Annotated in this window: 26 protein-coding genes and 1 tRNA gene; 15 read left to right on the top strand and 12 right to left on the bottom strand. The window is 65.0% G+C overall.

Annotated features, from left to right (window positions below; all coding sequences use genetic code 11):
- Positions 1–103: 103 nt before the first annotated feature.
- From LPJ38_RS08845 to LPJ38_RS08855, 3 genes are all read right to left on the bottom strand, one after another.
- Positions 104–1,621 carry a D-alanyl-D-alanine carboxypeptidase family protein gene (locus tag LPJ38_RS08845; RefSeq protein ID WP_145641845.1) on the bottom strand — a complete coding sequence of 506 codons (1,518 nt, stop codon included), beginning with the start codon at positions 1,619–1,621 and terminating at the stop codon, positions 104–106.
- 189 nt (positions 1,622–1,810) lie between these two features.
- Positions 1,811–3,607 carry a glucan ABC transporter ATP-binding protein/ permease gene (locus tag LPJ38_RS08850; protein WP_145641843.1) on the bottom strand — a complete coding sequence of 599 codons (1,797 nt, stop codon included), beginning with the start codon at positions 3,605–3,607 and terminating at the stop codon, positions 1,811–1,813.
- An 83-nt stretch (positions 3,608–3,690) separates the two neighbouring features.
- Positions 3,691–4,740 (bottom strand): ABC transporter substrate-binding protein, encoded by a 1,050-nt coding sequence (locus LPJ38_RS08855; RefSeq protein ID WP_145641841.1) that lies wholly within the window; start codon positions 4,738–4,740, stop codon positions 3,691–3,693.
- A 228-nt stretch (positions 4,741–4,968) separates the two neighbouring features.
- On the opposite strand from LPJ38_RS08855, the gene LPJ38_RS08860 reads away from it, so the two are divergent.
- The 7 genes from LPJ38_RS08860 to LPJ38_RS08890 all read left to right on the top strand — a co-directional run bounded on the left by LPJ38_RS08860 (position 4,969) and on the right by LPJ38_RS08890 (position 10,877).
- On the top strand, positions 4,969–5,337 hold the full coding sequence (locus LPJ38_RS08860; RefSeq protein WP_145641839.1) for a hypothetical protein: 369 nt from the start codon (positions 4,969–4,971) through the stop codon (positions 5,335–5,337).
- A 113-nt stretch (positions 5,338–5,450) separates the two neighbouring features.
- On the top strand, positions 5,451–5,855 hold the full coding sequence (hisE, locus tag LPJ38_RS08865) for a phosphoribosyl-ATP diphosphatase (RefSeq protein ID WP_145641821.1): 405 nt from the start codon (positions 5,451–5,453) through the stop codon (positions 5,853–5,855).
- Between the two features lie 167 nt (positions 5,856–6,022).
- Positions 6,023–6,604, top strand: a complete 582-nt coding sequence (locus tag LPJ38_RS08870; RefSeq protein WP_008543164.1) for a YqaA family protein — start codon at positions 6,023–6,025, stop codon at positions 6,602–6,604.
- Positions 6,605–6,751: 147 nt separating this feature from the next.
- On the top strand, positions 6,752–7,285 hold the full coding sequence (locus LPJ38_RS08875; RefSeq protein ID WP_145641863.1) for a hypothetical protein: 534 nt from the start codon (positions 6,752–6,754) through the stop codon (positions 7,283–7,285).
- A 37-nt stretch (positions 7,286–7,322) separates the two neighbouring features.
- Positions 7,323–8,723, top strand: coding sequence for an aspartate ammonia-lyase (locus LPJ38_RS08880; protein WP_145641819.1), 1,401 nt, complete (start codon positions 7,323–7,325; stop codon positions 8,721–8,723).
- Between the two features lie 264 nt (positions 8,724–8,987).
- A complete protein-coding gene (locus tag LPJ38_RS08885) occupies positions 8,988–9,956 on the top strand; it encodes an NAD(P)H-dependent flavin oxidoreductase (protein ID WP_145641817.1) in 969 nt (322 codons plus the stop codon).
- 147 nt (positions 9,957–10,103) lie between these two features.
- Positions 10,104–10,877 (top strand): thioesterase family protein, encoded by a 774-nt coding sequence (locus tag LPJ38_RS08890; RefSeq protein ID WP_145641815.1) that lies wholly within the window; start codon positions 10,104–10,106, stop codon positions 10,875–10,877.
- 343 nt (positions 10,878–11,220) lie between these two features.
- On the opposite strand, the gene LPJ38_RS08895 is transcribed toward LPJ38_RS08890, so the two are convergent.
- Entirely contained in the window at positions 11,221–12,783 is a 1,563-nt protein-coding gene (locus tag LPJ38_RS08895; RefSeq protein WP_145641813.1) for an AMP-binding protein, read from the bottom strand.
- 100 nt (positions 12,784–12,883) lie between these two features.
- Between LPJ38_RS08895 and LPJ38_RS08900 the strand changes: the two genes are divergently transcribed.
- The 4 genes from LPJ38_RS08900 to LPJ38_RS08915 all read left to right on the top strand — a co-directional run bounded on the left by LPJ38_RS08900 (position 12,884) and on the right by LPJ38_RS08915 (position 15,920).
- A complete protein-coding gene (locus tag LPJ38_RS08900) occupies positions 12,884–13,849 on the top strand; it encodes an NAD(P)H-dependent flavin oxidoreductase (protein ID WP_145641811.1) in 966 nt (321 codons plus the stop codon).
- A 133-nt stretch (positions 13,850–13,982) separates the two neighbouring features.
- Complete coding sequence (locus LPJ38_RS08905) at positions 13,983–14,231, top strand: hypothetical protein (protein ID WP_145641809.1); 249 nt, start codon at positions 13,983–13,985, stop codon at positions 14,229–14,231.
- Positions 14,232–14,367: 136 nt separating this feature from the next.
- Positions 14,368–15,081, top strand: coding sequence for a hypothetical protein (locus LPJ38_RS08910; protein WP_167520754.1), 714 nt, complete (start codon positions 14,368–14,370; stop codon positions 15,079–15,081).
- Positions 15,082–15,167: 86 nt separating this feature from the next.
- On the top strand, positions 15,168–15,920 hold the full coding sequence (locus tag LPJ38_RS08915; protein WP_145641807.1) for a hypothetical protein: 753 nt from the start codon (positions 15,168–15,170) through the stop codon (positions 15,918–15,920).
- Between the two features lie 54 nt (positions 15,921–15,974).
- Here LPJ38_RS08915 and LPJ38_RS08920 read toward each other — a convergent pair whose 3' ends face one another.
- From LPJ38_RS08920 to LPJ38_RS08930, 3 genes are all read right to left on the bottom strand, one after another.
- Complete coding sequence (locus LPJ38_RS08920; protein ID WP_145641805.1) at positions 15,975–16,199, bottom strand: hypothetical protein; 225 nt, start codon at positions 16,197–16,199, stop codon at positions 15,975–15,977.
- A gap of 380 nt (positions 16,200–16,579) precedes the next feature.
- Positions 16,580–16,813 carry a hypothetical protein gene (locus LPJ38_RS08925; RefSeq protein ID WP_145641801.1) on the bottom strand — a complete coding sequence of 78 codons (234 nt, stop codon included), beginning with the start codon at positions 16,811–16,813 and terminating at the stop codon, positions 16,580–16,582.
- A gap of 131 nt (positions 16,814–16,944) precedes the next feature.
- Positions 16,945–17,811: an alpha/beta fold hydrolase gene (locus LPJ38_RS08930; protein WP_145641798.1), complete on the bottom strand. Its 867-nt coding sequence runs from the start codon at positions 17,809–17,811 to the stop codon at positions 16,945–16,947.
- 144 nt (positions 17,812–17,955) lie between these two features.
- Here LPJ38_RS08930 and LPJ38_RS08935 point away from each other — a divergent pair, with 144 nt between their 5' ends.
- Both LPJ38_RS08935 and LPJ38_RS08940 read left to right on the top strand, forming a co-directional pair.
- Positions 17,956–18,333 carry a VOC family protein gene (locus tag LPJ38_RS08935; RefSeq protein ID WP_145641796.1) on the top strand — a complete coding sequence of 126 codons (378 nt, stop codon included), beginning with the start codon at positions 17,956–17,958 and terminating at the stop codon, positions 18,331–18,333.
- Between the two features lie 19 nt (positions 18,334–18,352).
- Positions 18,353–19,246 carry an arginase family protein gene (locus tag LPJ38_RS08940; protein WP_145641794.1) on the top strand — a complete coding sequence of 298 codons (894 nt, stop codon included), beginning with the start codon at positions 18,353–18,355 and terminating at the stop codon, positions 19,244–19,246.
- Positions 19,247–19,289: 43 nt separating this feature from the next.
- On the opposite strand, the gene LPJ38_RS08945 is transcribed toward LPJ38_RS08940, so the two are convergent.
- Positions 19,290–19,592: a hypothetical protein gene (locus tag LPJ38_RS08945; RefSeq protein ID WP_145641792.1), complete on the bottom strand. Its 303-nt coding sequence runs from the start codon at positions 19,590–19,592 to the stop codon at positions 19,290–19,292.
- 175 nt (positions 19,593–19,767) lie between these two features.
- Positions 19,768–19,852: transfer RNA gene (locus LPJ38_RS08950), tRNA-Leu, on the bottom strand.
- A 156-nt stretch (positions 19,853–20,008) separates the two neighbouring features.
- Here LPJ38_RS08950 and LPJ38_RS08955 point away from each other — a divergent pair.
- Positions 20,009–20,548, top strand: a complete 540-nt coding sequence (locus LPJ38_RS08955) for a disulfide bond formation protein B (RefSeq protein WP_145641790.1) — start codon at positions 20,009–20,011, stop codon at positions 20,546–20,548.
- Positions 20,549–20,551: 3 nt separating this feature from the next.
- Here the strand turns inward: LPJ38_RS08955 and LPJ38_RS08960 are convergent, their stop codons facing one another.
- Positions 20,552–21,637 (bottom strand): AbrB family transcriptional regulator, encoded by a 1,086-nt coding sequence (locus LPJ38_RS08960; RefSeq protein ID WP_145641788.1) that lies wholly within the window; start codon positions 21,635–21,637, stop codon positions 20,552–20,554.
- A gap of 89 nt (positions 21,638–21,726) precedes the next feature.
- Positions 21,727–22,020, bottom strand: a complete 294-nt coding sequence (locus LPJ38_RS08965; protein ID WP_145641786.1) for a PsiF family protein — start codon at positions 22,018–22,020, stop codon at positions 21,727–21,729.
- A gap of 203 nt (positions 22,021–22,223) precedes the next feature.
- Between LPJ38_RS08965 and LPJ38_RS08970 the strand changes: the two genes are divergently transcribed.
- Positions 22,224–22,715, top strand: coding sequence for a hypothetical protein (locus tag LPJ38_RS08970; protein WP_145641784.1), 492 nt, complete (start codon positions 22,224–22,226; stop codon positions 22,713–22,715).
- 55 nt (positions 22,716–22,770) lie between these two features.
- Here LPJ38_RS08970 and LPJ38_RS08975 read toward each other — a convergent pair whose 3' ends face one another.
- A complete protein-coding gene (locus tag LPJ38_RS08975) occupies positions 22,771–23,319 on the bottom strand; it encodes a TetR/AcrR family transcriptional regulator (protein WP_145641783.1) in 549 nt (182 codons plus the stop codon).
- Between the last annotated feature and the right edge of the window lie 96 nt (positions 23,320–23,415).

Genomic DNA, 23,415 nt, shown 5'->3' on the forward strand with positions numbered 1-23,415 from the left:
CGGTTGAGGCTTAGGGCAAAGGTCGGAGAGTAGCCACTGGAATCATCGCAAACCGCGCTGCCGCAAGTGCGAAGTGCGGGCGAGCTCCGGCTTCGAGGAGGCGTTAACTGTTGTTGGCCGGCTTGGCCGCGGGCTTGGTCGCGGCGGGGTTGGTCGCTGCCTTGGGCTTGGCGGGCTTGGGAGCCTGGTCGCCGGCTGCCGCCGGCTTTTCGGCCGGTTTTGCCGCTGCCTCGTGCTTGGCCGCGGCATGCTTGGCCCCGGTCGGCTTGGCAGCGGTCTTTGTGTCGCTCTTGGCATCGGGCTTGGAGGCAACTGGCTTGGCGGTGGCCGGCTTAGAGGCGTCGGGCTTCGCCGCTGCCGTCTTGGTGTCCTTTGGCTTCTCTGCCGGCTTGTCGGCAGCGTCCGGCTTCTTGGCAACGCGCGACTTCTTGCCACGCGGCTTGGACGCGGTCTGCTGGTCGGCGTCGGCCGCGACCGCGGCGATCAAGGCCGTGCCGGTGCGGGTCGGGCCGGTATAGACCAGCACGGGCTCGGTCGCAGCCGGCGCCGAGGCCAACAGCTCGGAGGCCTTCATCATCGGCGGCTGGAGTCCGGCGGTGAAGAACGAGATCTGGGCTTCGCCGCCGGTGGCCGAGGCCGATCCGGAGGTGGCGCCGCCATTGACCGCAATCAGTGCACCGTCGTCGTCGCTGGCGGGGCGCTTGCGGTGAGGCCCGCACATCTCGTCGCGCAGGTTCGGCGGCGAGGCGTCGACCGGCACGAGATTGTCGACGGCGCCGAGCGAAGGACGCAGCCAGGTGAGATTGTCTTGAGCAAAACCGCGCTCGAGCAGCTGCGCCGCCTTCACCGCGCGCGCGGTGCCGGAATTGGCGCCCAGCACCACCGCGATCAGCCGGCGGCCGTTGCGCGTCGCCGAGGCCACGAGGTTGTAGCCGGAGGCGCAGATGAAGCCGGTCTTGAAACCGTCGGCGCCGGGATAGCGGCCGATCAGCTTGTTGAAATTGCCGGTGACGCGCTTGCCGAAGCGGATCGCCGGGATGTGCACGAAATACTCGTATTCCGGCAGGTCGCGCAGAAAGGCGCGCGCCAGGATTCCCAGATCGCGCGCGGAGGTGACCTGGCCGTCGGCGGGCAGGCCGTTCGGATTGACGTAGCTCGTCTGCGTCATGCCGAGCTTCCTCGCGGTGTCGTTCATGATCGCGGAGAAGCCGTCGACCGAGCCGCCGACGCCTTCGGCGAGCACCACGGCCATGTCGTTCGCCGACTTGACCATCATCATCTTCAGCGCGTTGTCGACGGTGACTTGCGTTCCCGGCGGGAAACCCATCTTGGACGGCGATTGCGAGGCTGCGGTCGGCGACACCGTGAGCAGCGTGTCCAGCGTGAGCCTGCCCTCCTTGACCGCCCGCAGCGTCACATAGGTCGTCATGATCTTGGTGACGGAAGCGGGGTACCAGGGAATGGTCGCGTTCTCCGCCTGCAACACCTTGCCGCTGTCGGCCTCGATCAGCAGCAGCGCTTCGGCGCTCGCCGCGCGTGGCGCGAGCAATGCGGCGCATGCGAGGCCAGCGGCGAACAGGTTGAACAGCGATTTGCGAAGCAGCGGGCGAAGGGCGTGCACTATCCGATTCCGGTCCTTGGAGATCCGCCTGATACGGTCGGTTCTCGTGATCTGATGTTCGGTTTTGAAATCCAGCGCCGCCGCTTGCGGCGTCGCAAACCTATACCGGCTGATGCGTCGAGAATAGGGGGACCGATGGGGTATTCCGCAATGAAATAGGCCGAATTTCGACGATGCTATCGGGACTTGTTACGGGGACTTGGCTGCCGTCGCCGCAGTCTCGGCCGCCGTCACGCTGGCCCGTGCGTGTTCCTGAACCATGAACTGGGCCCTGGCGAGCTCGGCGAAATGGTCGCCTTTAGCCACGAGTTCATCGAAAGTTCCGCTTTCGATCACCCGGCCGTTCTCGAACACCAGGATCCGCGTCGCGTTGCGGATGGTGGAGAGGCGGTGGGCGATCACGAAAGTGGTGCGGCCCCTCATCACTTCGTCGAGAGCAGCATTCACTTTGGCCTCGGTGATGGCGTCGAGCGCGCTGGTCGCCTCGTCCAGGATCAGGATCGGGGGATCCTTCAGCAGCGCGCGGGCGATCGACAGTCGCTGCCGCTCGCCGCCAGACAGCATGCGGCCGCGCTCGCCGGCATTGGTCTCGAAGCCGCCGCTGCGCTCGATGAAGTCGAGCGCCTGCGCCCGCTCGGCGGCCTTGCGCATCTCGGCCTCGGTCGCATCCGGCTTACCGACGCGCAAATTCTCCGCGATCGAGCGGTTGAACAGCAGCGCCTCCTGGAACACGACGCCGATGTTCCGCCGCAGCGAGGTCAGCGTCACGCCGCGCACGTCCATGCCGTCGATCTTAATGAAGCCGGACTGCGGATCGAAGGCGCGGTGCAGCAGCGCTATCGCCGTCGACTTGCCGGCGCCGGTGGGACCGACGAGCGCGATGGTCTGCCCGGGCAGCGCCGTGAAGGTGAGGTCCTCGATCGCCGGGCGTTTGCCGTCATAGGAGAACGTGACGTCGTTGAACTCGACGAGGCCCGACAGTCTGCCGGCATCGATCGCATCTAGCCGGTCGTGCACCGCGGGTACGGCGTCGAGCACATTGAAGAACTCGCGCAGGCGCGGAGCTTCCATGAACACGTTGTTGACGAAGCTGACGACCTGCTCGAGCTTCTGGATCAGCATCGTCGCGAAGCTCACGAACATCACGATCTCGCCGACGGATGTCAGCCCCTGGTCGTGCAGCGCGATGCCGAGCGTGAAGATGGCGAGCACCGTGATCGTGGTGGAGGCGCGCGTGATGACGGTGACGAGCGCCCACCAGGACAGCACCGGCATCTGTGCGGCCAGCAGCTCGTCGGCGACGGAGCGCAGGCCCTTCACCTCGGACTCGATGCGGACAAAGCTCTGCACCAGCGCGACGTTGCCGAGCGCATCGGAGGCGCGCGCGGACAGTTCGCTGTAATGCTCCTCGACCTCCATCTGCATGCCGAAGGTCTTGCGCACCACGAAGGTCGTCAGCGCGGTGAAGACGATGCAGAGCACGAACAGCAGGATCGCCAGCCGCCAGTTCAGGTACAGCGACAGCGGCAGCAGCACCACGACCGAGAGGATCGCGGCGAAATGCTCGCGGAAGAAGCCGAGCCAGAGCCGCCACAAAGCATCCGTGCCGTTGAGCATGACCTTCATCAGCCGGCCCGAATGGGTGCCGGAGTGGAAGGTCAGCGGCAGTTGCAGGATGTGCTCGAAATAATCGGTCAGCACCGCCTGGCGCTGGCGGTGCGAGAGCCGGTCGGCCTGCAGGGCCACGAGCGCGCTGCAGGCGATGGTGAACAGCCCGAACGCGACCCAGGCGGCCAGGAACGGCCAGGCCGAGTTGGAGCCGGCGACGGTCTTGCCCGAGAGCACGTCGACGATCCGGCCGAACAGCACGGGCTCGGCGAATTGCGAAGCTGCCAGCAGGAGATTGGCGACCGCGAGCAGCCAGCCCAGCCGCGCCTCCTTGCCGAGCAGCTCGAGAACGCGGGTGTAGAGACGGAAGATGGACATGCGGGCGAAGGACTCGGCGAAGATGGAGCCTATATTCTAAGCAGCAATCGCCCGCGAGATACAGCGGAAGCTTTCGGTTTTGCTCAGTTGATCAGCCGCCCCGCCACCGGCGGCAGGAATTGGTCGTCGAAGATCTCGCCCGCTGCCGGACGTTTCCGGAATTTGAACTCCTGCGCGATCTGCCCGATCGACCGCTCGAATCGCGCCCGGTCGACGCTGCCGAGACCGCTGTGCCTGACCTCGTCGGTCACGATGTTGTCGGCGAGGACGGTGCGCAGGCGTTCCAGCTCCAGGTTGCGGTCGCCGTCATCGATGCGGCTCGCGGCCTCCTCCGCCGCGCGGGCGGGCTCCCTGACGGTGGCGTTGATGCCAGCGATCAAGGCGCGGACGAAGCCCTTCACGGCATCCGGCTTTGCTGCGGCGAAGGCGGGATTGACCACCACGGCAAAGCCATAGGCTTCGCAGCCATAGTCCGCATAGCGGAGCACGACGAGATCGGCTCCAGGCACGCCGCGGTCGCGCAGGTTCACCGCCGAGAGGTAGCTGAAGCCCGCGACTGCATCGACCTGGCCCGCGGAAAGGATCGGCTCGCGCACCGCCGCGCTGATCTTGTGGAATTTGATGCGCGATGCATTGATTCCGTTCTGCTGCGCCAGCGCCGGCCATAGCCGCATCGACAGATCGCCGTCGGCAACGCCGACGGTCTTGCCGTCGAGGTCGGGCAGCAGCTGGATGCCGCGACTCTTGCGCGCGACGATCGCGTAGGGTGCGCGGTTGAACAGCACGAACACGGCCTTGACCGGCGGCGCATGGTCCTTGTCGCGAAAGCGGATCAACTCGTTGATGTCGACGAGCGCGAGCTCGCTGTCGCCCTTGGCGACGCGCGCGAGCGCTTCCGGCGATCCGGCGACGGTGTTGAAGGTCACGCTGAGATGCTCGGCGCCGAAGCTGCCATCCTTCGCGGCCAGGAAGAACGGCGCCATGCTCGCGTCCAGCGGACGGTCGAAGGTGAAGTGAATCGCGACGGAGGGCGCGGCGGTCTCGGCCGCGCCGACATCGCGTGCAATCAGCGCCGCAAGCGAGATCGAGAAGGCCAGCAGGCAACGAAGCGTGATCGTCTTGAATTCCGACATCGGTGGTGCCGGTCCCGCATTGTGATGGTTTCGTGACGCCTGCAGCGCCGGCCGGCAGTCAGTCTCTCCGCGTCAACATGAACGGAGGATGAGCGGTGTTGCGGCATCGTTACGCAACCCTGTTCAGCTTGCGTTGGGGTTGGGGAACCCAACTTAGGTCATGCGGGTTTGTAGGCCATGAGCCTGTCCGCAGGCGTCCGTTCCAGGTCCCAAAGGAGGGCCCAAGACATGTTCGAGCGATTCTCCAAGTTTGCGGGCCGAAAGGCCGTTCTTGCTACCGCCGCGGTGCTGGCGCTGACCACGATTGCCCCGACCGCATCATATGCGGGCGGCCGCCACTGGCATCGTGGTGGAGGCGGCGTGGCCGCAGCTGCGGCTTTCGCTGCCATCGGCACGGGTCTCGCCATCGCCGCCAGCCGCGATGCCTACGCCTATGATTACGGTCCGGGCTACGGCTATTACGGCGGCCCCGCCTATTACAGCGCGCCTGCCTACGGCCCCTATTATGGTCCGGGCCCGAACTTCCAGTATCAGCGCTATGGCGGCACCGCTCCGTCCGAGTATTGCGGCCAGGGCTACTACCAGAATTGCTACTAGCCCGCAGCGAAGGGTTGACCATGACGGGCCGTCGCGCTTGGCGGCGGCCCGTTTTCTGCTTTTATTGTCGCGCGTTAACGCGCTCGCCATTGGTTTAGAGTAGTTTTGAGTACATGAGTGATTCGCTTGAGCGGCTATATCTGGCTGTGCTCGCGGCCAGAGACCTTGATCCGGCAACATCGCGCACGGCCCGGCTGTTTCAGCGCGGTCCTTCCAAAATGGCGAAGAAGCTGGCCGAAGAGGCCATCGAAGTCGTGATCGATGCGGTCAATCGCGACAGCGAGGCCGTGATCCGGGAAAGCGCCGATCTGCTCTACAATCTCACGGTGCTGTGGGCCTCGGCCGGGGTACGCCCCGAGGACGTCTGGCAGGAGATGACCCGGCGTGAGGACATGCTCGGCATTGCCGAGAAGTTGCCGAAATCACCGATGAAGCTGCCCAAAGTCGCGTCACCGCGCGTTTCCGCCAGGCGGCCAATTGTCGCGCTCGAAGGACGCGGGGCGCGCAAGCGCCATTGAGGCGCGGTCAGATCAGGATGAATGGGCCATCGCGCCTAGCCTTTTGTTTGAGCATGCTCTTTTCGGAAAGGCGCCGCGCACGTTTCCCGATCATGCTCTAGAAACGTCATAATTCGCCTCAATCTCGGCATGGACAAATCCGTCCCATGGTGCTTCATCGCGGCGCCATGCTGAAACGTATCTACGACTGGTGCATCGACGCCGCCCACAAGCCCTATGCGCTCTGGATCATGGGCATTGTGTCTTTTGCCGAAAGCTCCTTCTTTCCGGTCCCGCCGGACGTGATGCTGATTCCGATGTCACTGGCGCGACCGGAACGCGCCTGGTTCTATGCCGCGGTCTGCACCGTCACCTCGGTGCTCGGCGGCGTGGTCGGCTACGCCATCGGCGCGCTGCTGTTCGACTCGGTCGGCCAATGGCTGATCCAGGTCTACGGCCTCGCCGACAAGGTCGATGCCTTCCGCGCCTCCTATGCGGAGTGGGGCGCGGTCATCATCCTGCTCAAGGGATTGACGCCGATCCCCTATAAGCTCGTCACCATCACCTCGGGCTTTGCCGGCTACAACATCCTCCTGTTCATCCTGTGCTCGATCGTCGCGCGCGGCGGACGCTTCTTCGTCGTCGCGATCCTGCTCAATCGCTATGGCGACTGGATCAGGGTCAGGATCGAACGGCATCTCGGATTGTGGGTCGCGCTCGGCGCCATCGTGCTGGTGCTCGGCTTCGTGATTGCGATCAAGTTGATCTAGCGTCATCCGAGCCCCCGGAGGGCTGCGTCAGCGCGAAGCGTGAAGCAGCCCTCTCGCGTCGAGCGCGGGTCGCCTTCGCGAAGATCATGCTCATGCGAGAGCACCGTGGCGCTTTGCCGCGGCGCCGGCATCGGCTACGTTGCCACCATGATGGGTCGATCCGGCAATCCGGCGGTGCGGTTCGAAACGCTGATTTCAGCGGCGCTGCTGCTCCTGCTCAATGGCGGGAACGGATGGACGCAATCTGCACCGCCGACGCTCGGCCTCCAGGCGCCGGGGGCGCAGGCCGCGCCGCCGCCGTCGACGCCCGCGCCATTGGCTCCGCCGCGGGAGGAAAATCCCGGGCTGATCAACGAGATGGGGAAGCTGTTCGACAAGCTGCCCTCGATCCTGCCGCCGATCAAAAGCCCGAGCGAGACCATGAACGATCTGTCGCGGCTGGCGAAGCCGTCCACCATGGTGTCGGGGCGCGTGGCCTGTCCGGCCTCGTCGAACGGCGCGCCCGACTGCAAGCAGGCCGCTGACCAGCTCTGCCAGAGCAAGGGCTATAAGGAAGGTAAGAGCTTGAACGCCGATTCCGCCGAGAAATGCTCGGCCAAGGTTCTGATTCCGGGCCGGCAGCGCAAGCCGGACGATTGCCGCACCGACACATTCGTGACCAGCGCGCTGTGCCAGAACTGACGATCATGGCCTCGCGCGCATGCAACAAGGAGCGCTCATGAGCCGTACGGAGCAGGATTTCCTCGGACAGCGCGAGATCGCCGACGATATCTATTACGGCGTTCAGACCATCCGGGGTAAGGAGAACTTCCACATCACCGGCATTCCGATGAACCAGGAGCCTTACTTCGTGAAGGCACTTGGTTACGTCAAGAAGGCCGCCGCCATGGCCAATCGCGATCTCGGCGCGATCGACGCCAAAGTCGCGGACGCGATCATCCTGGGCTGCGATCGCGTCATCGCCGGCGACATGATGGACCAGTTCGTCACCGACTTCATCCAGGGCGGCGCCGGCACGTCGACCAACATGAATGCCAACGAGGTGATCGCCAACCTCGCGCTGGAATCGCTCGGCTTCGGCAAGGGCGACTATCAGCATGTCAGCCCCAACGATCACGTCAATTACGGCCAGTCCACCAATGACACCTATCCGACCGCCTTTCGGCTGGCGCTGATCCTGCGGCTCGAGAGCTACATGACGGCGCTGCGCCAGCTCCAGGAGGCGTTCTTCGCCAAGGGCCGCGAGTTCGACCGCGTGCTGAAGATGGGACGCACGCATCTCCAGGACGCGGTGCCGATGTCGCTCGGTGCGGAATTCCGGGGATGGGGCACCACGATCGGCGAGGAGGTCGACCGCATCTCCGAGGCGCGCGCCCTGCTGCGCGAGATCAATCTCGGCGCGACCGCGATCGGCACGTCGGTCACGGCCGCCGTCGGCTATCCAAAACTCGCGGTCCGGCATCTGAGTGCGCTGACCGGTGTCGACTTCATCCTCGCCGGTGATCTCGTCGAGGCGACCTCCGACACCGGCGCCTATGTGCAGCTCTCTGGCGTCCTCAAGCGCACCGCCAGCAAGCTGACCAAGATCTGCAACGACATCCGCCTGCTCGCCTCGGGCCCGCGCGCCGGCTTCAACGAGATCAACCTGCCGCAGCTTCAGCCGGGCTCCTCGATCATGCCCGGCAAGGTCAATCCGGTGATCCCCGAGGTGGTCAACCAGACCAGCTTCCTGGTCATCGGCCTCGACACCACGGTGACGCTGGCGGCTTCCGCCGGCCAGCTCCAGCTCAACGTGATGGAGCCGGTGATCTCGTTCGCGCTGTTCTTCTCGATCCGAACCATGGAGCGTGCCGTCAACAGCCTGCGCGAGAATTGCGTCGTGGGCATCACCGCCAACGAGGAGCATACCCGCAACATGGTGCTGAACTCGCTCGGCATCGTCACCGTGCTGAAGCCGCTGCTCGGCTACAAGCAATGCGCCGAGATCGCGCGCGAGGGCTACAAGAGCGGCAAGTCGCTGCACCAGATCGTCGTGATCGAACGCAAGCTGCTGACGCAGGAGAGATGGGACGAGATGTTCTCGTTCGAGCGGCTGATCAATCCGGATTTGATCGCGTAGCGGTTGATTGTAAGCAGCTCTCGCGGCGTCATTACGAGGAGTTCTTGCGACGAAGCAATCCAGACTACCTCCGCGGAAACAGTCTGGATTGCTTCGCTTCGCTTGCAATGACGGAGAAGCGGACGGCTAGGAATTCCGCCATTTGGAATTGCGCCGACCCCATCGGCCACGGCGTCAAAACGCAATACTTGACAGTGGAAAGATTGCCTTGTTGGTATCATTCCAATCTTCAATTTTTGAGCGCCAAGAGAGGATCGTTCCGCAATGTCCATGCCTGCCTTGTTCAAGGGACGCCTGTCGATCCCCGTGATCGGTTCGCCGCTCTTCATCATCTCGGTGCCCGACCTCGTGATCGCGCAGTGCAAGGCGGGCGTGGTCGGCTCGTTTCCGGCACTGAACGCGCGGCCGCCGGAGCTGCTCGACGAGTGGCTGGCGCGGATCACCGAAGAGCTCGCGGCCTATGACCGCGCGCATCCCGAGCGGCCGTCGGCGCCGTTTGCGGTCAACCAGATCGTGCACAAGTCGAACAATCGTCTCGACCACGACATGCAGCTCTGCGCCAAGTACAAGGTGCCGATGATCATCTCCTCGCTCGGGGCGCGCGAGGAACTGAACCAGGCTGTGCACGGCTGGGGCGGCATCGTCTTCCACGACGTGATCAACCAGAAATTCGCGCACAAGGCCATCGAGAAGGGCGCCGACGGCCTGATCCTGGTCGCGGCCGGCGCCGGCGGCCATGCCGGCACCATCTCGCCGCTCGCTTTCGTCGCCGAGACGCGGAAGTGGTTCGACGGTCCGATCGCGCTGTCGGGGGCGATCGGCAACGGCAAGGCGATCCGTGCGGCGCGCATTCTCGGCGCAGATTTCGCCTATATCGGCTCCGCCTTCATCGCGACCAAGGAAGCCAACGCGGTCGACAGGTACAAGGAGATGATCGCGGGCTCGAGCGCCGACGACATCGTCTATTCCAATCTCTTCACCGGCGTGCACGGCAATTATCTGAAGCCCTCGATCCTCGCCGCCGGCATGGATCCGGAAGACCTGCCGACTTCCGATCCCTCCAAGATGAACTTCGGCACCGACGCCTCCGGTGAGCGCGCCAAGCCGAAGGCCTGGAAGGAGATCTGGGGAAGCGGCCAGGGCATCGGCAGCGTCGACGGCATCGTACCCGCCGCCGACCTGATCGCGCGCTTCAAAAAGGAATACGAGGAAGCGATCGATCCGCCGTTGTGACCCTCTCGTGTCCCGGACACGCTGCAGCGTGCAACGCTACCCCGCAGAGCCGGGACCCATCGTGCTAAATTATGGACCCCGGATCAGCAGCGCACCGCCAGGCGCTGGGCAGCGTCCGGGGAACGTCAACCGAGACTGATTGAACCGATGTCCGCCATCTATCGCGTCGACGGCAACAACGTCGTCACCAGCCCGGATGCAGCCGGTCCCTGGGACCGGCGCATGCAGCATGGTTCGGCGCCGGCGTCGCTGGTGACGTGGGCGGCCGAACGCATCCCGACACCGGTGCTGATGAACATCGCGCGCGTGACCATCGACCTGATGCGTCCGGTGCCGGTCGCGCCGCTCACGATTGCGACCGAAATCCTGCGTGAGGGCCGCAAGATCCAGCTCTGCGAGATCAAGCTGCTGGCGGATGGCGTGCAGGTGGTCGGTGCCACCGTGCTCAAGATCAAGGCGCAGGCGCAGACGCTGCCCGCTGACGTCAAAGAGCTGCCGGTGACGTTGCCGTCACCCGAGGACTCGCTGGTCGAGGACGGTCACGCCGCCACCAGCCCGTTCGTGCGATCCGTCTCGATGCGCGCCGCGCGCGGCCGCTTCGGCCAGGCCGGCGCGGGCGCGATCTGGTTTCGCGTCGACCATCCGCTCATCGAAGGCGAGGCCATCTCGCAGGCGATGCGCGCCGTGGTCGCCGCCGACTTCTCCAACGGCACGGCCTCAACGCTCGACTTCCGCGCCTGGACCTACATCAACGCCGATCTCACCGTGAGCTTTTCGCGCCAGCCGGTCGGCGAGTGGATATTGCTCGACGGTGAATCCTGGATTGGCCCCGACGGCGCCGGCCTTGCGATGTCACGTCTTGCCGACAGGCAAGGCTATTTCGGCCGTGCGGTGCAGAGTCTCGTGATCGAGAAGCGGTGAGCGTAACGGCCCGCAACGTGACCGCGCCCTGAGCCGATTGAACGGCAGGCTTCCGCCGCCGCGGAAGGGATGCTTGGTCGTGTTCGACACCGGCATCCTGCCAGTTCACATGCCGTAGAAGATCTTGATCCCCCACAGCATCACGATGATAGCCGTGATCAACGTAATCGCGGCGACTGCACTTTCCAGGGAAGCGACTCTCATGTCCTACTCCGCTTCCCAGCCCCGTCAGCGGTCTAGTTGATTCCCGGATTCGCGAGCAATCGTGCGGGTGTCGCCGGCGCGTACTCCGTTGCACATTGTGGTGTCCCGGCCACAACAACACCGTAGAATTCCGGGGTATTTACCCCACCATCCGGTCCCGTCCGCTCCAGAAGCCCGCACGCAGTACCTTCTTGTCGACCTTGCCGACGCCGGTCATCGGCAGCTGTTTGACGAACTGAATCTGCTTTGGTGCATGCGCCGAGCCTTTCCGTGCCTTCACGAGGTTGATCAGTTCGTCCGGATCGGGCCTGGCGCCCTCGCGCGGCACGACGACGGCTGTGACGGCCTCGCCCCATTTCTCGTCGGGAATGCCGACGACGGCGACCATCGCGACGTCGGCATGTTGCGACAGCACGTCCTCGACCTCGCGCGGGAAGATGTTGAAGCCGCCGGAGACGATCATGTCCTTCTTGCGGTCGAGGATGAACATGTAGCCGCGCTCGTCCTGGCGCGCGATGTCGCCGGTGTGGACCCAACCGTTCCTAAGCGTCTCGGCGGTGATGTCGGGCCGCTTCCAGTACTCCGCCATCACGTGCGGGGCGCGCACGCAGATCTCGCCGGCCTCGCCCGTCTTCACCTCCTGGTCGTCGTCGTCGAGGATCCTGACCTCGCAGGCCGCGATCGGAAAGCCGCAGGACAGGAACAGCTCGGGCCTCCTGGGATCGTGGTCCGCCTTGCGCAGCACCGAGACGGGATAACATTCGGTCTGGCCGTAAAGCTGCGAGAACACCGGCCCGATGCGTTCGATTCCTTCGACCAGCCGGCTCGGCGACATCGCGGAGGCGCCATAGAGCACCAGCTCGAGCGAGGAGAGATCCGTCTTGTTCAGCGCGGGCTGATCGAGCAGCACGTAGATCATGGTCGGCACGAACAGCGTGAAGTTAATGCGCTCGCGCGCGATCGTGGCCAGCACGGCTTCGGGATCGAAACCTTTCAGCATGTGCACGGTGCCGCCGCGCATCAATGTCGGCAGCACCTTCGTGCCTGCGACGTGACTGATCGGCGCGACCGTGAGATAGCGCGCGGCCTCGGGAATCTCGAAATCGGCGAGGATCGCGCCGGCGGCGCCGGCATTTTCGCGATGATAGCGCAGCGCGCCCTTGGATTTGCCGGTGGTGCCGCCGGTGTAGTTCAGCGTCGCGAGATCGTCGGGGCCGGCGAGGCACTGCGCGCTGGCATGTCCCCCATTCTCGATCGCCGCCAACAGGTCGACGCCGTAGCCGGCCGGCCCCATGGTGAAGATCGCCTTGAGCCGGCCGGCTCTCGCGGCGAGCTCGCCGCCGCGGTCGCGGAAGGCGGCGGCATCGACCACCAGCATCTCGGCTTCGGAATCCTCGAGCTGAAACAGCTGGTCCTCGAGCGACCCCAGCGGATGCAGCCAGGTGATGCAGAGCCGGGCCAGTTGCGCCGCGACACCGGCGCACCAGGTGTCGGCGCGGTTCGCGGTGAGGAAGGCGACGCGCGCGCCGGGCTGCAGGCCGAGCCGCATGAACACGCTCTGGATACGTCCGATCAGGTCGATCGTGCCCTGATAGCTCAGCGATCCCCCGGGCCAGGCAAAAGCGGTGCGATCGGGATGGCGCGACAGCGCCCGTAGCGTCTGCGCACAAGCCGGGGACGATGCGTGGAGCGGATCGGGCATATGTTTCCTCGTTGCTTTGTCGCCGGCTTGTGACGTGCCAATGTTGCCGATGACGCTAGCACAGCGACTGCGGGATGAAAGCCTGCGCAGGGAGGCGAGCTTGCCATCGGATCGACTGCAACGTTTCGGCGATCGTCTCGCTCTGCCGCTGATCGCGGCGCCGATGTTCCTGGTCTCGGGCGTCGAGCTGATGGTCGCGGCCTGCCGGAGCGGCGTGATCGGCAGCTTTCCCACAGCGAATTGCCGTGGCACGGAACAACTCGAAGACTGGCTCACCGAAATCGAGACGAGGTTGCGGCAGCATGAGGAGCAAACCGGACGCGAGGCCGCGCCGCTCTGCCCCAACCTGATCGTGCATCGCTCCAACGCGCGGCTCGCGCAGGATCTCGCCGTGCTGCTGCGGCACAAGCCGGAGATCGTCATCACCTCGGTCGGCTCGCCCGCGCCGGTGCTGAAGCCGCTGCACGATGCCGGCGCATTGGTGCTGGCCGATGTCGCTTCGATCCGCCACGCCGAACGCGCGGCCGAAGCAGGTGCCGACGGGTTGGTACTGCTGACCGCCGGCGCCGGCGGCCAGACCGGCTGGCTCAATCCATTCGCCTTCGTCCGCGCAGTCCGCGCATTCTATGACGGCATCATCGTGCTCGCCGGCGGCATCAGCGACGGCCGCGCGCTGCGTGCTGCCGAAGTGCTCGGCTGTGATCTCGCTTATATGGGCACCAAGTTCATCGCGACCCGCGAGAGCATGGCGGACGACCGCTACAAGCGGATGCTGGTCGAGAGCAGCGCCGACGACATCCTGCTCACCACCGCGTTCACCGGACTTCAGACCAGCATGCTGAGGCCGTCGATCCTGGCCGCAGGCCTTGATCCCGAGGACCTGCCGGCGCATGGAGCGATCGACATCGCTGAGGATATCGACGTTGCCGCGCGCGAAAGCCGGCCGAAGCGCTGGCGGGACATCTGGAGCGGCGGGCACTCGACCTCCGGTGTCACTGAGGTGCTCGCCGCCAGCGATCTCGTCGCCCGGATAGTTGCCGAATATCGCGAGGCCGCCGGGCAGTAGGCCGTGCGGGAGACGAGGCGCGACCCGACCACGGTTAATCCCGCGCTGTTCCGCCCCGTCCATTTAACGGCAGATTAACCATCGCCCGCCAAGAATCCCTCATGGCCGCCAATCAGGACGAGAGGGACAGGCGATGGATTTCGACTATCTCAACAGCAAGACAGCCGCGACGCTGGATGAAATCCGCGTCCGCGTGGCCCACGCGCTGGCGCGTCACCCGCTGTGCCGCAACGTCCGCTTCGACATCGTCAGCGTCCCCCGCACCCGCCGAGGCGGCAATTGGACGGTAACGCTGCAATCGGTCGAGCCGCGCGCGGTCTGGGAGGCGTCCGAGATCGTCGCCGACATCCAGGATGCCTACGAACTCTCGGCAGCGAGCTGATTTCGTTGGATTTTTTCGCAGTGTGTCGCGGCCGGCATAGCGATTGTCGCAACGAAGGCACACTCAAGCCTTATTTCGTGCCTTTTTCCTCGGCAACGTTAACAAACTCGTGAAGCGCCCGCGCCCGGAGGGACGTTTGTCCAAAGCCATCACCATCACCGTGCTGACCTGTTTTCTCGTCCTCGGCGCCGCCACGACCGCCATTCTCGGCCGTGACAGCGTGCCTAGTGTCAGTGCGGAAATGATCTCGCAGACGCCTCCGGCCAAGCCGCTCGCCGCCAACCGCGCCGCCAAGGCCGACCGTCTGGTTCCCACCCTGGCGTTGGCCTCGGCCGCCTTCGAGCCGGTTCAGGTCGCTGCCGACAAGCTGGCCCAGGCCCCGGCGCTGACCGAGCCGCTGCGCCAGGCTTTTGCGGCCGCCACGCCCTCCGACTTCCCGATGCCGAAACCGAGCGTGCACGAGGCGCCCGCCGCGACGGAGGTTCCCGCCGTCGAAGTCCCCGCCGCCAAGCCGAAGGTCGTGGCCAAGCCGCAGCCGCAGAAGAACTACACGCTACTGTCCGACGCGCAGATCGCGGGCATCAGGGATCGCCTGAAGCTGTCGTCGTCGCAGGAATATTATTGGCCGTCGGTCGAGACCGCGCTCCGCAACGTCGTCCGCAAAATCTCGGCCAACAAGCTCTCCAACCCGAATGCGCCGGGCGTGCCAATCGATCCGAATTGCGACGAGGTCCAGCAGCTGAAGTCGGCCGCGATGCCGCTGCTGTTCCAGCTGCGTGACGACCAGAAGGAAGAAGTGCGCAAGCTCGCCCGCATCATCGGGCTGGAGAAGGTGGCGCAGCAGATCTGACGCGCAAGTTCCTTTCGGAACTGCTTCCGTATCAGGAACATCTGGCAATCAACGTGCGTTGCTCGCTCCAAAGAGGGAGTGGATCAATGCGCGCCTCGACAGCCTATTTCGTCGGTGCCGGAACCATCATCGCGGCCATCGCCATTGGTCTCGGCGGCGGCATCGTTGCCGGCAACATCATGAATCCGGTTTCGTCCAAACAGGGCCCGGACACCAGCAAGATGGCGCAACGCGCCGAATCCGCGGGCGCGCCGGCTGCGACGAACGCGCCATCGGAACGCGTGAATTATCTCACCGGATCGCAAGCCTTCGGCGCAATGATCGCCACGCCGGCGCAGGCCGAAGCCAAGCCTGAAATTGTAAAGTCTGAAACTGTAAAGCCCGAAGCCGCAAAGCCTGACCCTCAACCCGCTCAGGCGAATGCTGCGCCGCCGGCACCGCCACCTTCGCAGGCCGCTGCCGTCGAGCCGCCCAAGGAACAGGTCAAAGAGCAGCTCAAGCAACAGCCGAAGCCGGCCATCGCATCAATACCGAAGGCAGCAAATCCGGCCGAGCAGCAGGCATCGGCCGACCCGGCCGCGTCGGCTGACAACGCCTATGCCAAAGCCAGAGATGCCGACGTGAAGCGCGCTGCGTCCGAGCGACGCCGGATCGAGCGACGCGAGCGCTGGGCCGAGCGCCGTCATTACTACGACGCTCGCGAGCCGCGCGGCATGCGCGACCGCACCGATTGGGACGACGTCGCGCGCAACATCCGCGAGGATTCCGATGCGCGCGACTATGCAGGCCGTTCGCGAAGCGGCTTCCCGCAGATCAGGCTGTTCGGGGACGACGACTGACACCCGGTGAAGCGGAAGCGGGGTTCGCTCCGCTGGAAGCAGAGCAAGGCTGGTTCATCCCTCGCGAGACTCCACGACCTTGCAGCAGCCGTCCGAGAGCTTCGACTTGTTCTCGCGCAGGCAGGCATCCATCTGCGGCGGCTTGCCGACATGCTCGGCGCAGAATTTGCTGGCATCGCCGCGGCAGGCCATCTGCTCCTGCAGCGTCGGGACGGATTGCGCAGCGGCGGACAATGCGGTGGCAGCGAGCAGCAGCGCGGCAAGAACTGAAATCTTCATAAAACACCTCTTTGGAATTGTCGTTGGTCCCGCCTGGGATCAAGCGGCCGGACGATCTCGCGAAGGTGGCGCGCAGGTCCATGCCATGTTCATGGCACCGGGTGTGTCCTCCCGGCCGCGGCACCCCCATCTTCATGGCATGTATCTGCGCACCGTCTTTTGCCATTCAGGCTGCACATCGGCTGCGAGATCCGGAAATTGCACCGGGACGCCGAACGGGAAGCAGGAGAGCAAGATGTCGACAAGAGCGGGAGCGCTAAAAAACGGGTGCATTTTGCGCATAATCCCATTGAGGCAAAATGCGTGATTAGGCCACTTCAACGTGGCGACCGTCGCTGGGATAATGGCAGCGGTGCTCGGAACGCACTGCGCCCACTGGTCTACGACAAATCCACACGCGGCGGTGGATAGCGCCGTGCCAGCGCCGATAGGGGCAGCTGCCGCTCGTCCGCCGGCAGCTCCAGATAGGCCAGCACCAGCGGCCGCTTCCAGTCCCCGACGCCGAAATCCATCGTCAACCACTTCTGCGGCTCGGGCCCTTCGAGGCCGCGGACCCAGACGAAATAGCGGGGCAGGTCGTCGGCGTCCGTATCCGTCGTGCGTCTCCTGGCCATCGAAGCTGTCCCGCTGCATCAACATTCGTTGCCGCACGATATAGGGACTATCGGGAGGAAGTCGAACGGCCCGTGGGATCAGGCAAGCTGGCCGCGATTGCCGGCGCCGAGTGGCGTGGCTGCCGTTGCCGTCAGGATCCGATCCGTTCGAGGAATGATCGCATCAGCGAAACGACCTCATCGAGGTTGGTCTCAAGCAGCCAATGGCCGCCATCCAGGAGATTCAGTTCGGCATCCGGCAGGTCGCGCAGATAGGCCTTCGCCGACGCTTCGGGCATGTAGTGATCCTGCGGACCCCACACGATCAATGTCGGCGGCTTGTGCTGCCGGAGATAGCGGCGGTGTTCGGGAAACCATTGGCGGTTCGCCTTGAGGTCGAACAGAACGTCGGCGATGGCATCCTTCCTTCGCTCGGTCATCAGCGACCAGTGCAATTGCCAAAGGTCCGGCGCGATGAGACGAACCAAATCCGCACGCACGTCGTTGAGGAATTCGTCGCGGAAATTGTCTTCGGTGACGGCCTCCCTCATCGCAGCACGCATCTGTTGATCGGGCAGCGACCAGGTCTTCTCGATGTCGGCGTATTTCGGGCCGAGCGCATCTTCGTAAGGTATGTCGCCGTTCTGAATGATCTGGGCCACCACACGCTCGGGCCGCATGATCGCGAGTCTAGCGCCGATCGGTGAGCCGAAATCATGAAGGTAGATCACGAAGCGCTCGACCTTCAGCCGCGTCACGAACTGGTCGAGCCAGGTGGCATAGCCGTCGAAGCTATAGTCGAAGTCATCAGGCGTCCCGCTATAGCCGAAGGCGGGATAGTCAGGCGCAATCAGCCGCCATTTGTCGGCCAGCCTCGGCATCAAATTGCGGAATTCGTAGGATGAACAGGGATAGCCGTGCGGCAGGAGAATGACGGGCGCGCCTTCTGGTCCTGCTTCCCGGTAGAACGTGTCCACCGGTCCGACCTGAACCCTGCGATGTCTGACGCGTGTGTCCATGCTTCGCTTCCTTTGTACATAAGCGCCACTTTGGCGCGGCGTTCCCGGCATCTGCATCGTTCGCGGTGACGCACCGACGGCTGCTCTGACGGAACAACGATCGGAAGGGGCCGTTACGCTACAGCACCGGAAGGGGAGGTCGTCGTGATCCATCATGTCTCGGTCGGGACGAATGATGTTCAACGCGCGAAGCGCTTCTACGATGCCGTCTTGCCCATCGTCGGCATTGTGCCGATGGCCGAGGACGAGGGCGGACTGGGCTACGGAAGCGGCACGTTTCACTTCAGCGTTCAGGTTCCGATTGATGGACAACCCGCGACCGTGGGCAACGGCAGTCATATCGCCTTTGCCGTCGAGAACCGCGCGATGGTCGATCGTTTTCACGCGTCAGCATTGAAGCATGGTGGCAGCGATGATGGGGCGCCGGGGCTGCGGTCGAATTACGACCCCAATTACTATGGGGCGTTTGTCCGCGATCCCGACGGTCACAAGATCGAGGCGGTGACCTACTCGGCTAAATAGCCGCGAGCGGAAGGCGCCCATGCCGACCATTCCCCATGCAATCATCGAAGCGCCTTCCACGTTGGGCCTGGCGACCGACGGCGTGGAGCGCCTGCCCGAGCAACTCCTGAACCTTGGTCTTGCGGAGCGGATCGGTGCGCGCCGTGCCGGGCGGCTGCTGGTGCCTCCGAAGGACCCTGTGCCCGATCCCGAGACCGGCACATTGAACGCGAGGGCGATTGCGGCGTGGTCGCCCAAGCTCGCCGACGCGTTGGAAGCGGTGCTTGGCGCGGGCGAGTTTCCGGTGGTACTGGGTGGCGATTGCACGATCCTGCTGGGCGCGATGCTCGCGTTTCGGCGGCGTGGCCGCTACGGCCTGTTCTTCATCGACGGCAATGCCGATTTCTTCCAGCCCGAGGCGGAGCCCAATGGTGAGGGTGCTTCGATGGACCTCGCCTTCGCGACCGGCCACGGTCCGCCGCTTCTGACCGACATCGAAGGCCGCGGCCCCCTGGTACGCCCTGAAGACGTTGTCGCGTTCGCCTATCGCGATCACCGGGATCAGGAGGAGTACGGAAGCCAGCCGCTTCCCGACGAGCTCAAGGCGCTTGACCTCCCCGCTGTGCGCGCGAGGGGCGTCGAGGCCGCTGCACGCGAAGCGGTCGATCACCTCACGCGAGCCGAACTGGACGGCTTCTTCATCCATGTCGATGCCGACTGTCTCGACGACGCCATCATGCCGGCCGTCGACTTTCGCGTGCCGGGCGGGTTGTCGTGGGACGAGTTGACGACCGCGTTGCGGATTGCGCTGGCGAGTGGCAAGGCGGTCGGCCTCGAGATCACCATCTACAATCCGCACCTGGACAAAGACGGCAGCGCCGGCCGCGGCCTGGCCGATGTGCTCGCGGCAGCGCTCGGATCTGCGGCAGCTTGAACACAGCGGACAGCGTCTGCTTTCAGCGTGCGCCTCCCGTCGATCAGCGCCACAATTCGCAGGTCGCGACGCGATTGATGTCGGCGAGCCGACTTGCGGCGTCGCCATGGAGATCGAGGCTGCCGACCAGCGTCAGCAGGCGCCGATGGGCGCCGTCGGCGATCTCGACCGGCAGCGGCGCCTCGTCGAACGCCTCGACATAATCGTCGACGAGACCGCTGAGCAGGCGGCACAGACCGCGCTGTGCGGGATCGTCCCGGCCGAGCGTCTCGAGCTTTTGCTGGAATGTCCGGAAGGTCCGCAGGCCGTGATGCTGTTGCGAAAGCCAATGGTGCAGGTCGTTCATGTGAGCTCCTTCGGATGATGGAAGAAGCTACCGGTTTAGACAGTGGGGATGCGGCGATGGCTAGGGGAGCGAACTGCGTTGAACCAGTCCGCCTTCGCCAAGAGGCTTCGCCGGACACGCTTCACCCCTTCGGGCTTCGCATGGCCGCGCCACGCGAAGCCCGAAGGGCGAAGCGTGGTGCCCCTGGCCGGAATCGAACCAGCACTCCTTGCGGAACTCGATTTTGAGTCGAGCGCGTCTACCAGTTCCGCCACAGGGGCCCTCGGTCGGCCGCTCGGAGGAGGGCGTCGCGAAGCCGGCGGACTATAGCCATGGACAGGACGGGGTCAACCCGCGCCAAAGTGATGCCGGCCGTTCTCGACAGCCGCATGGGGCGGAGTTAGCTAAGACGTGCGACCGATCGGAGAGAGGCTGCCGTGACGACCCAGAGTGCCGTAATACCAGCATTCAAGCCGGCCGGCGCCGGTCCGGCGCTGACCGCCGCGCTGCTCGTCACCATGATTGCCGCGGCCACGATCGCGGGCGCCTGGTTCTTCCAACTCGTGCTGGAAATCCTGCCCTGCCCGCTCTGCCTGGAGCAGCGTTACGCCTATTACCTCGCGATCCCGCTCGGCCTGCTGACCGGCCTCGCGGCAAGAGCCGGCGCGCCGCGGCCGTTGCTGCTGGCCGGACTTGCGATCCTCGCGCTGGCGACGCTCGCCAATGCCGGTCTCGGTGCCTATCACTCCGGCGTCGAATGGGGATTTTGGAAGGGGCCGACCGATTGCTCCGGTCCCGTCGTCAATCTCGGCAATGCCGGCGATCTGTTCTCGCGACTCGACACCGTGAAGGTGGTCCGCTGCGACGAGGTGCAGTGGCGTTTCCTCGGCCTTTCGCTCGCCGGCTACAACGTGCTGATCTCGATGCTGATGGCCGCGATCGCCGGGTGGGGGTTCGTGCGGACGGCGCAGCGCTAACGGTCAATCATCCACGTCGTCCTGCGTGCGCCCGAACAGGTGTACGATGCCCGGCGTTGCGATCGTCACGAAGACGAAGCGCGACAAATGGTGGGCGCCGACGAAGATCGGGTCGATGTGCAGCGTCAGGGCCAGCGCCAGCATGGCGTCCATCGCGCCCGGCGCGAAGGCGACGACGACGTCGGAGAATTTTACCTGCGTGGTGAGCGCGACGATGCCGACGAAGACGGCGGAGACCGCGATGGCTACGGTAAAGGAGCCCAGCGCCGCGTGGATATGACCCGCGAGCGTCTTGATCCGCATCCGCGCAAAACGGCTGCCGATCAGGGCGCCGATGCCGACCAGCGCCCCGCCCCGCATCCAGTCCGGCAGGCCGCCCTCGACCCAGCCTGCGCCATGCAGCACGCTGGAGGCGATCATCGCGCCGAACATCCAGCTCGCCGGAAATCTGATCAGCCGCAGGACCAGCGCCACGGCCAGCGAGGCCGCGGCCAGCTCCACGAGGTCGAGCGGCGAGGCGATCGCCGTCGTCAGCGACGGTGCGGCAGAGGGGGCGACGCCGGCAATCGCCAGCACCATCGGCAGCGCCGCGGTGAGGATGATGACGCGCATGGTCTGCACCACCGCGATGCCCGGCAAATCGGCGCCGCGCTCGACCGCCAGGATCGTGATCTGCGACAGTGCGCCGGGGCTGCCGGCGAGGAAGGCGGAGGTACGGTCCCAGCCATGGATGCGCTGGAGGTAGTAGCTCGAGCCGAAAGTCGAGCAGAAGGTCGCGAGCGCGAGCAGGCCGATGGTGACGGGATAGGCGCTGACCTGCTGGAGCAGATGGCGCGAGACGACCGAGCCCAGCGAGATGCCGAGCAGCACCAGCACGGTCTGGGTCAGGATCGGCGGCAGGGTCAACTGACGGCCGGCGATGGCGGCGACCGCGACCGCGATCATCGCGCCCGAGATCAGCCCGCCGGGAAGGCCGGCGAACAGGAATACGAGGCCGCCGGCGGTGCCGATGACGAGCGTCTCCAGCGTGCTCAACACACTGGCACGGCTCGGCCATTCGAACGGCAGGGAGGCGACGATTTGCTTCACGCCGCCTTATCGCAAATCGGCGAGAGGCGCACAATTGCAGGCTCGTCATGCCGCAATGCGCACGTCTCTCGCTGATGCCCGCGTGGGACTTACTTCTTGTCGGCCGCGGGGGCGGCGGGCGCTGCGGGGGCTGTGGCGCCGGCCTTCGCTTCCTTCTTGCACTCGCGGCGGAATTTCTTGCGCTCCTTGCCCTTCAATCCCTTCGCGTCCGCCTGCCTGGAGCATTCCAGCGATTCCGCCGACCGCTCCTTCGTCGCCTTCTTGTCGGCGGCGACGGCGGCAGCGTCGGTCTTGGCCGCCGGCGCGGCGGTTTGCGCGAAGGCGGTGCCGGTGACGAGCAGGGAGGCGAGAGCGATGGCGGCGAGGCGGGACGTGACGGTCATGTGGTGCACTCTTCTTGCGAGAATTGCGAAGGGCTGGGACCGTCGGCCTGCGTTGCTGAACGCGACATGAATGATGAGCGCCGACGGCATCACTATATTTTGCCGGCGCAACTCATCGCATCCTTGTCGCAAGCGGCCGGCACGCTAGGATAGCAATGTTCGTTTCACTTCCGTCGAGGAAGACCAAGGAGGAGACCCAAGGGATGACCATTCAAACGAAATTGTTGTGCGTGATTGCAGCGTCGGGTGTCGCGGCATTGGTGGCGAGCGCGCCGGCGCAGGCGCTGACCTCGCAGGAATGCAGCGCGAAATATCAGGCGGCCAAGAAGGACGGCTCGCTCGGCACCATGAAGTGGAATGACTTCCGCAAGGCCCAGTGCGGTGCTGACGCAACGCCTGTCGCTGCGCCGACCGCGGCGGCGCCGGCCGCCCCCGCAGCTCCCGCCGAGCCGAAGCAGGCGAAGAAGGAGGCCGCCCCCGCCGCCGCACCGGCGCTGCCGGCAGGACCTGCGATCTATCCGAACGCGGTCGATCCGAAATATGCCAAGGAGACTCCCGGCAAGGCCCGCCTGCACACCTGCGTCGACCAGTACAATGCCAACAAGACGACCAACGGCAATGGCGGCTTGAAGTGGATCCAGAAGGGCGGCGGCTATTACAGCGAATGCACCAAGAAGCTGAAGGGCGCCGCCTGAGCTTGGAGACTACGCGACAATGCGATGGCCGGAGCCGAGCTCCGGCCATCTCTCTTTAATCCAACAGCTTCTCGGCCGCTTTCGCCACCAGCTGCGACCGCTTGCGCGGGCCGCGCTCGACGAACAAGAGACTCTGGCCGAAGATGAAGCAGTAGAACAGGAAGGCCTGCGCCTCGGCCTCTTCGGCATCGAGCCCGGTTGCACGATAGAGCTCGGTGACATGCTTGAGCCGCGCCGCGTCCACGCTCGCCACCGCCGCGGCCGCGCCCTCGTCCGAGCGCGCCCACTGCCTGATCGCGAGCTCGATCGCCATGGCTGCCGGGTTCATCCGCTCGGAATAGAGCTGGATCACCGCCTTCAACCGCTCGCGTGGCTCTTGTCCGTCGAGGCTCGTCTGCTGCGCGATCGCCGCCGTGCGCCCCTCGCGCCAGCGCTCGAGCATAGCTTCGAGCAGCGCGGCCCGGTCGGCAAAACGACGATAGAAGCCGCCCTTGGTGACGCCGAGATTTTTGGCGAGCACCTCGACCCGCACGCCCTCGACCCCGGAGCGGGCGAGCTCGGCAAACCCTGCCTCGACCCAGACATCGCCCTTGCCGTCGCTCATGAAGGAAGCCTCGCCGATTCTTGATACGGTACCGTATTGCTAGCGCGAGAGAGCTCTGATACGCTACCGTATCAACGATAACGGGCGAAAAAGGGA

The sequence above is a fragment of the Bradyrhizobium daqingense genome, from assembly GCF_021044685.1.
GTDB classification, from domain to species: domain Bacteria; phylum Pseudomonadota; class Alphaproteobacteria; order Rhizobiales; family Xanthobacteraceae; genus Bradyrhizobium; species Bradyrhizobium daqingense.

Coding starts and splice junctions, on each gene's coding strand:
- LPJ38_RS08890 (WP_145641815.1), top strand. CDS start 10,104: ATGTCCGCCATCTATCGCGTCGACGGCAACAACGTCGTCACCAGCCCG.
- LPJ38_RS08895 (WP_145641813.1), bottom strand. CDS start 12,783: ATGCCCGATCCGCTCCACGCATCGTCCCCGGCTTGTGCGCAGACGCTA.
- LPJ38_RS08930 (WP_145641798.1), bottom strand. CDS start 17,811: ATGGACACACGCGTCAGACATCGCAGGGTTCAGGTCGGACCGGTGGAC.
- LPJ38_RS08855 (WP_145641841.1), bottom strand. CDS start 4,740: ATGTCGGAATTCAAGACGATCACGCTTCGTTGCCTGCTGGCCTTCTCG.
- LPJ38_RS08915 (WP_145641807.1), top strand. CDS start 15,168: ATGCGCGCCTCGACAGCCTATTTCGTCGGTGCCGGAACCATCATCGCG.
- LPJ38_RS08940 (WP_145641794.1), top strand. CDS start 18,353: ATGCCGACCATTCCCCATGCAATCATCGAAGCGCCTTCCACGTTGGGC.
- LPJ38_RS08880 (WP_145641819.1), top strand. CDS start 7,323: ATGAGCCGTACGGAGCAGGATTTCCTCGGACAGCGCGAGATCGCCGAC.
- LPJ38_RS08860 (WP_145641839.1), top strand. CDS start 4,969: ATGTTCGAGCGATTCTCCAAGTTTGCGGGCCGAAAGGCCGTTCTTGCT.
- LPJ38_RS08875 (WP_145641863.1), top strand. CDS start 6,752: ATGATGGGTCGATCCGGCAATCCGGCGGTGCGGTTCGAAACGCTGATT.
- LPJ38_RS08965 (WP_145641786.1), bottom strand. CDS start 22,020: ATGACCGTCACGTCCCGCCTCGCCGCCATCGCTCTCGCCTCCCTGCTC.
- LPJ38_RS08920 (WP_145641805.1), bottom strand. CDS start 16,199: ATGAAGATTTCAGTTCTTGCCGCGCTGCTGCTCGCTGCCACCGCATTG.
- LPJ38_RS08870 (WP_008543164.1), top strand. CDS start 6,023: ATGCTGAAACGTATCTACGACTGGTGCATCGACGCCGCCCACAAGCCC.
- LPJ38_RS08905 (WP_145641809.1), top strand. CDS start 13,983: ATGGATTTCGACTATCTCAACAGCAAGACAGCCGCGACGCTGGATGAA.
- LPJ38_RS08925 (WP_145641801.1), bottom strand. CDS start 16,813: ATGGCCAGGAGACGCACGACGGATACGGACGCCGACGACCTGCCCCGC.
- LPJ38_RS08885 (WP_145641817.1), top strand. CDS start 8,988: ATGTCCATGCCTGCCTTGTTCAAGGGACGCCTGTCGATCCCCGTGATC.
- LPJ38_RS08970 (WP_145641784.1), top strand. CDS start 22,224: ATGACCATTCAAACGAAATTGTTGTGCGTGATTGCAGCGTCGGGTGTC.
- hisE (WP_145641821.1), top strand. CDS start 5,451: ATGAGTGATTCGCTTGAGCGGCTATATCTGGCTGTGCTCGCGGCCAGA.
- LPJ38_RS08975 (WP_145641783.1), bottom strand. CDS start 23,319: ATGAGCGACGGCAAGGGCGATGTCTGGGTCGAGGCAGGGTTTGCCGAG.
- LPJ38_RS08850 (WP_145641843.1), bottom strand. CDS start 3,607: ATGTCCATCTTCCGTCTCTACACCCGCGTTCTCGAGCTGCTCGGCAAG.
- LPJ38_RS08945 (WP_145641792.1), bottom strand. CDS start 19,592: ATGAACGACCTGCACCATTGGCTTTCGCAACAGCATCACGGCCTGCGG.